The sequence below is a fragment of the Arthrobacter sp. genome (assembly GCF_031988865.1).
Classification (GTDB): domain Bacteria; phylum Actinomycetota; class Actinomycetes; order Actinomycetales; family Micrococcaceae; genus Arthrobacter_B.
This window is the reverse complement of the sequence record NZ_DALZXY010000127.1, coordinates 1-6,629: the sequence shown is the minus strand read 5'-3', so window position 1 is coordinate 6,629 and position 6,629 is coordinate 1. Positions and strand designations below refer to the sequence as shown.

6 protein-coding genes and 1 pseudogene are annotated in these 6,629 nt (G+C 65.3%); 4 read left to right on the top strand and 3 right to left on the bottom strand.

Annotated elements, in window-relative coordinates; all coding sequences use genetic code 11:
• Together RTN46_RS15895 and RTN46_RS15890 are read right to left on the bottom strand one after the other, a co-directional pair.
• Positions 1 to 572: 5-deoxy-glucuronate isomerase (locus tag RTN46_RS15895; protein WP_312182838.1), on the bottom strand; the 572-nt coding region annotated here is incomplete at its 3' end.
• A gap of 32 nt (positions 573 to 604) precedes the next feature.
• Positions 605 to 1,345: a GntR family transcriptional regulator gene (locus RTN46_RS15890; RefSeq protein ID WP_312182837.1), complete on the bottom strand. Its 741-nt coding sequence runs from the start codon at positions 1,343 to 1,345 to the stop codon at positions 605 to 607.
• A gap of 315 nt (positions 1,346 to 1,660) precedes the next feature.
• Here RTN46_RS15890 and RTN46_RS15885 point away from each other — a divergent pair, with 315 nt between their 5' ends.
• The 4 genes and pseudogenes from RTN46_RS15885 to RTN46_RS15870 all read left to right on the top strand — a co-directional run bounded on the left by RTN46_RS15885 (position 1,661) and on the right by RTN46_RS15870 (position 5,727).
• Positions 1,661 to 2,659: a substrate-binding domain-containing protein gene (locus RTN46_RS15885; RefSeq protein WP_312182836.1), complete on the top strand. Its 999-nt coding sequence runs from the start codon at positions 1,661 to 1,663 to the stop codon at positions 2,657 to 2,659.
• Positions 2,660 to 2,722: 63 nt separating this feature from the next.
• Entirely contained in the window at positions 2,723 to 3,763 is a 1,041-nt protein-coding gene (locus tag RTN46_RS15880; protein ID WP_312182834.1) for an ABC transporter permease, read from the top strand.
• A gap of 30 nt (positions 3,764 to 3,793) precedes the next feature.
• Positions 3,794 to 4,699: an ATP-binding cassette domain-containing protein gene (locus RTN46_RS15875; RefSeq protein ID WP_396157935.1), complete on the top strand. Its 906-nt coding sequence runs from the start codon at positions 3,794 to 3,796 to the stop codon at positions 4,697 to 4,699.
• 12 nt (positions 4,700 to 4,711) lie between these two features.
• Positions 4,712 to 5,727, top strand: a pseudogene (locus RTN46_RS15870) (Gfo/Idh/MocA family oxidoreductase).
• On the opposite strand, the gene RTN46_RS15865 reads toward RTN46_RS15870, so the two are convergent.
• Complete coding sequence (locus tag RTN46_RS15865; protein ID WP_312182840.1) at positions 5,724 to 6,488, bottom strand: TIM barrel protein; 765 nt, start codon at positions 6,486 to 6,488, stop codon at positions 5,724 to 5,726. The pseudogene RTN46_RS15870 and the gene RTN46_RS15865 sit on opposite strands and share 4 nt — an antisense overlap.
• Between the last annotated feature and the right edge of the window lie 141 nt (positions 6,489 to 6,629).

The following is a 6,629-nucleotide window of genomic DNA, read 5'->3' as shown; positions in this document are numbered from 1 at the left end:
AGGCTGGTCTCGCCGTCCTTCTCCTCGTCATGTTTGTGCGGGGGATAGGAGGACCAGTTGCCGGCCGGCGTGATGACCTCGCAGACAATAAACCGGTCTGCCTCCAGCGCAGCGGGGGTGCCGAAATTGTGCACCTGGCGGGAGCAGTTGCCGGATCCCCGCAGCTCCACCGGGGTATCTTCTGCCTTGATCAGGCGGACCGGATAACTGGCCTTGGCGGGTGCGAGTGCCACCGCCACGCGCCCGCCCGCTGCGGACGTGATGGCAGCGGCGGTGCCGATGCCGGTGTACAGCACGTCTGAGGGCCCCGCGAAGACGGATTCGCGTCCACGGAGTACATAATCGACGTCGCCCACTGTCACGGTGAAGGTGCCCTCCAGCGGGATCACGATCCGTTCCTCGGGTTCGGCGGCCAGCTTCACGGCTTCACCGGGACCGAGCTGGGCAACCTTTAGTCCGGTATGGGCCCATCCCTCCACCTGGACGGGGCTGTCGGCGGCTCCGAGGGAAACCTGCCAGGCTCCGTCGCCTGCTGTTCCGAGCGGGTACACCCATTGCGGGGCTTCGGGCATCGTGCTGCCTTTCGTAGCGGGGATGGAGGAAGTCAGCGCTGGACCAGCGTCATCTCAAAGCTGTAGGAGTCCGCACGGTAGACGTGGTGACCGGTTTCAACGTTGCGTCCGACGTCGTCCACAGCCGTCCGCTCCATGGTCACCAGCGCCGCGCCGGTGCCGGTTTCGAGCAGACCGGCCTGGCGTTTGTCCGCCACCCTGGCGCCGATGCGCTGATTGGCGAGCCGGAAGTTCACTCCCGCATCCCGCAGGATCTGGTAGAGGCCAAGCTTCCGCAGGCCCTCTTCAGTGATTTCCGTGATGTCGTCGCGGACCCAGTTCTCCATCAGCGCCAGCGGTTTGCCGTCGACGCTCCGCAGCCGGGTGAAGTGGTAGACATTGACGCCGGCCGGCAGGTCAAGGGACTGCGCGATGGATGGATCGGCCTTGCCGTGCCGGAACTCCAGGACCTCGGTGGTGGGTTTTTGACCGGTCCGCTGGAGATCGTCGAAGAGGCTGGAGAGCTCAAGGTTCCGGCGCACCTGGCTGGAGACCACCTGCGTCCCGACGCCGCGCTTGCGGACCAGGAGGCCGGAGCGGACCAGCTCATCCATGGCCTTGCGCATGGTCGGCCGTGACAGGTTGAGCTTGCTGGCCAGATCGATCTCGTTGTCCAGCCGGGAGCCCGCTTCAAGAGTGCCGCTGTGAATGGCAGCCTCGATGCCTTGGACTACCTGGTGGTACAGGGGCACCGGTGAGGACCTGTCAATCGGGATGTTGAGCTCCACGCCCATCGTTGCTCCCCTGCCTGCGTCTAGGTCATAGGTGGTAAGTGTAAATGTCAGGACAACCTGCTTTAGGACGATGGTATCAGCGACGACTGTCCCTTCTACAGGCCTGCCAGCGCTTCCAATGATCCTGTTGAGAGGGCGATTCAACGTCCGCCCCAGCGGCCGCACCCTATTGTGAATATGTCCTGACATACTGTTGACTTCTGTGATTCAGGTCACCATGCTTAGTCCCTGAGGAGCTGAACCGGGACGAAGATGCCCTGGAGCGTTCCACCGGTCTTCCGGCAAGGCCGGTTCACGAAGACAAAGGAGAAACTCGTGTCACAAAAGCTTTCGTGGCGGAAACTTGCGGCCGCGGCGGTCCTGCTTCCCGCCCTGGCCCTCACCGCCTGCTCCAGCTCCGGCGGCCGCGCTCCAGATGCCGCCGATGAAGGCGGCGGCGGCGACGTCGCGGGCACTGAGCGCATGCGCATCGCCCTGATTACGCACGCCGCACCCGGGGACACGTTCTGGGACATCGTGCGCAAGGGGGCGGAAGAATCAGCCGCCAAGGACAACGTGGAACTGCAGTACCTCTCCGATCCGGAGGGCGGCCGCCAGGCACAGCTCATCGAACAGGCAGTGGACCAGGGCGTCGACGGCATCGCCGTCACGCTCGCCAAGCCCGACGCACTGGCTTCCGCCCTGAAGAAGGCCGCTGATGCGGGTATCCCCGTGGTCAGCCTCAACGCCGGCGAGGACCGTTACGCCGAACTCGGCGCGTTCACCCACTTCGGCTCAAACGAGCAGCTTGCCGGTGAAGCCGTCGGCAACCGGCTCGCCGCGGACGGCTACAAGCACCCCATCTGCGTCATCCAGGAACAGGGACACGTTGGGCTGGAAGGCCGCTGCGCCGGTGTGAAGGCCATCGTCCCGGACACCGAAATCCTTTACGTGCAGGGCACTGACATGACCCAGGTCCAGTCCACCGTGACCGCGAAGCTGCAGGCCACGAGCGACGCCGACGTCATTATTGGCCTCGGTGCCCCGTACACACTGACCATCCTGCAGGCGAAGGAAACCGCCGGCAGCGATGCCAAGGTGGCCTCCTTCGACATGAACGCGGAGATGGCCCAGAAAATCGCAGACGGCGAAGTGATCTTCACCGTTGACCAGCAGCCATGGCTGCAGGGCTACGGAGCCGTGGACGCACTGTGGCAGAACAAGCGCGGCGGCTTCAAGATCGGCGGCGGCCAGCCGGTGCTGACCGGCCCGACCATCGTCGACCAGGACAATGCCTCCACCGTCCTCGAATTCGCCGAGCAGGGCATACGCTAAACCACCGGTCCGCTGCGGCGGAGCCGGTTCACGGTTCCGCCGCAGCATCCAAGGAGAACTGACATGACTCTTACTGCTTCCCCTCCCGTCGCGGATGAACGGGTAGGCAAAAAAAGCACGCTCAGCAGACTGCTGGGCCGTCCGGAGATCGGCGCGCTGGTCGGCGCCATCGCCCTCTTCATTTTCTTCGCAGCGGTTGCACCGGTGTTCCTGCAGCCAGGCTCCATTGCGACTGTGCTTTACGGCGCTTCCACCATCGGCATCATGGCCGTGGGCGTGTCCCTGCTGATGATCGGCGGCGAATTTGACCTCTCCACCGGCGTCGCGGTCATCAGTTCCGCCCTGATGGCCTCGCTGTTCAGCTGGTACTTCTCCACCAACGTCTGGATCGGCGTGTTCCTGGCGCTCGCGATGTCCCTGGGTATCGGGTTTATCAACGGCTGGATCCTGATCAAGACCAAACTGCCCTCCTTTATCGTCACGCTGGCCACCTTCCTGATGCTGACCGGCCTGAACCTCGGCCTGACCCGGGCCATCGGCGGCAGCGTGTCCACCCCGTCCATCGCCAGCATGGACGGCTTCGAAAGCGCTCGAGCCATCTTTGCCTCCTCCGTGAACATCGGCGGCATCGACGTAAAAATCACCGTCTTCATCTGGATTGCGATGGTGGCAGTAGCCTCCTGGATCCTGCTGCGCACCCGGGTAGGCAACTGGATCTTCGCCTCCGGCGGCGACGCCGATGCAGCACGCGCCGTCGGCGTCCCGGTAGTCCGAACCAAGATCGGGCTGTTTATGGGTGTCGGCTTCTGCGCCTGGGTGCTTGGCATGCACAACCTCTTCGCCTTCTCCACGGTCCAGTCCGGGGAAGGCATCGGCAACGAATTCCTCTACATTATTGCGGCCGTGATCGGCGGCTGCCTCCTCACCGGCGGCTACGGTTCGGCCATCGGCGGTGCGATCGGCGCCTTTATCTTCGGGATGGCCAACAAAGGCATCGTCTACGCCGAATGGAACCCGGACTGGTTCAAGTTTTTCCTGGGCCTGATGCTGCTTCTGGCCACGATCGTCAACCTCATGGTCAAGCGCCGGGCCGAGCAGCAGTAACCGAACGAGGAGCAGAAAGACATGACATCGATGGAAAACAACCACATTGCCCAGGACACCCTGCTCCAGGGGGAAAAAGACCCGCTGACCAGCACGCCTGTCCATCTCCTGGAACTGGACGCGGTGGGCAAGCACTACGGCAACATCATTGCCCTGCGGGACGTAACGATGGCGGTCGACGCCGGCCGCATGACCTGCGTCCTCGGGGATAACGGTGCCGGTAAATCCACCCTGATCAAAATCATCGCCGGGTTGCATAAACACGATGAGGGGACCTTCACGATCCTGGGCGAACCCCGGTCCCTGAGCTCGCCGCGGGAAGCCCTGGACGTGGGCATCGCCGCCGTCTACCAGGACCTCGCAGTCGTCTCGCTGATGCCGATCTGGCGCAACTTCTTCCTCGGCTCCGAGCTGTCCAAGGGCAGCGGCCCGTTCAAGCGGCTGGATGTCGAAAGGATGAAGGAGGTCACCAAGAAGGAACTGCAGGAAATGGGTATCGACCTGCGGGACGTGGAGCAGCCGATCGGCCAGCTCTCCGGCGGTGAACGCCAGTGTGTGGCCATTGCCCGTGCTGTCTACTTCGGCGCCAAGGTCCTGATCCTGGACGAACCCACGGCGGCCCTGGGGGTAAAGCAGTCGGGTGTGGTGCTCCGCTACATCCTGCAGGCCCGCGACCGCGGCCTCGGCGTCGTTTTCATCACCCACAACCCGCACCATGCCTTTCCGGTGGGGGACAGGTTCCTGCTGCTCAAGCGCGGCAAGTCCATTGGTTACTACAACAAAAAGGACATCACGCTGGAGGAGCTGACGGCGCAGATGGCCGGCGGCGCCGAACTGACGGAGCTTGCCCATGAGCTGGAGGCACTCGGCAGCCACAGCGACGTCGTCGCCCAGGTGGAGGCCGAAGTCGCGAACACCGAGGCACAGCGCGGCTAGGCGCTGCCTGCGATGAAGACGGTAACTCTCGGACTTGCCGGCACCGGCCGGATCGGCACCATGCACGCCCGGAACATCGCCGCCCTCAACGAGGGACTGGCCGATCGCGGCCTGCGAATCCGGCTGCAGCTTACCGACGTCGCCGCGGACCACGCGCGCAGGGTGGCGGAGGCGCTGGGCGCTGAATTTGTGCCGAGTGCGGCCCAGATGCTCGACGGCGGGGTCGACGGGCTGGTCATCGCCACGGGCACCGCTACCCACCCGGAGCTCATCCGTGCCGGGGTCGGCGCCGGTGTGCCGGTCTTCTGCGAGAAGCCAGTGGCCGGCGACGTCGCGGACTCGCTGCCCGTGCTGGACTACATCCGTGACCGCCAGGGTGTGGTGCAGATCGGCCACCAGCGCCGGTTCGACGCCGGATATCTGGAAGCCAAGCGGCGCCTCGACGCCGGGGCTGGATCCACTCCCTCCGGGCTGTTACCGGCGACATGTTCCCGCCCTCGGTCGACTTCCTGGCAACCTCCGGCGGGTTGTTCCGTGACTGCTCGGTGCATGACTTCGATATTCTCCGCTGGCTGACCGGCCGCGAGATCGTGGAGGTCTATGCCCGCGGCTCGAACAACGGGGATCCCGCGATCGGGGCCGTGGGCGACGTCGACACCGCGCTCGCCGTCGTGACGTTCGACGACGGCACGGTGGGCACCGTCTCGGCCACCCGCTACAACGGGGCCGGCCATGACGTGCGGCTCGAAATCCAGGGATCACAGTCTTCCGTGATGGTTGGACTGGATGAGAACACGGCGCTGCGCTCCACCGAGGCGGGCGTGGAGTTCCCGCAGGGGCAGGCGCACCAGACGTTCGCGGAGCGGTTCGACGCCGCCTATCGGGCGGAGATGCTGGCCTTCATCGAATTGGTCCAGGGCCAGCGGGAAAACCCCTGCACCCCGGAGGATGCCGTCGCGGCCTCCAAGGTGGCCGACGCCGCCCAGCTGTCCCTGGAGACCGGTATCGCGGTGAAGGTGGAGCCCTAAACCGCCGGCGCCGGCCGCCGGACCGTGAAGGCTTCGCGGAAGCGGTCGAGGGCCAGCGCACTGTCGGACTCGGCCCACGCCTCCATCCCGACCGTTCCCGTGTACCCGGCCTGCTCCAGGGCCCGGGCGACGGCAGGGTAGTTGATTTCCCCGGTCCCCGGTTCACAGCGCCCCGGCACGTCCGCCACCTGGATCTCTCCGATGTGCGGCAGGGCCCGGCGGAGCAGGTCGATCAGGTTTCCTTCGCCAATCTGGGCGTGATAGAGGTCCAGCATCATCTTCACGTTCGGATGTCCCACGGCCTCGACCAGGGCCAGCGTGTCCTTGGCCCGGGCAAGCGGAATGCCGGGGTGGTCAACAATCGTGTTGAGGTTCTCGAGCGTAATAACGATGCCGTGCTCCGCGCCGAGTTCGCCCAGTTTTTCCAGTGTCCGCAGCCCGGTCAGCCACAGCTGGCCGGTGGCGCGGAAGGCAGGACGGGCGGCCTGCCCGTCGATCAGCTCCGCCGGGTGGACCACCATGCGGCTGACGCCCAGCTCCAAAGCAGTGGGAATGAGCGCCCGGGCCGTGCGGATCACGTTCTGCGAGGTGTCCGGATCAATGACGCTGCCTGCGGAGTACCCGGTCATTGAGGAGAATACTGCTCCGGCGGCGGAGAGCCGCTCGACGTTGTGTTTGCGGGTATCCCAGAGCTCGACGTCGAAACCCGCGCCGGAGATCCGGCGCACGCGTTCCTCGAGGGGCAGGTCCAGGAAGACCATTTCCGCGCAGACCGCCAGGCGGAAGCCGGGGGTGTCCTGACGGGGGAGCGCGCTCACCGGGCAGCCGCCGGCACCGCTGCAGCTGCGGCGGTAGGTGCCGGGCCGGGGACGGGCTCAGTTGTTTTGACGGCCACCGGCGCG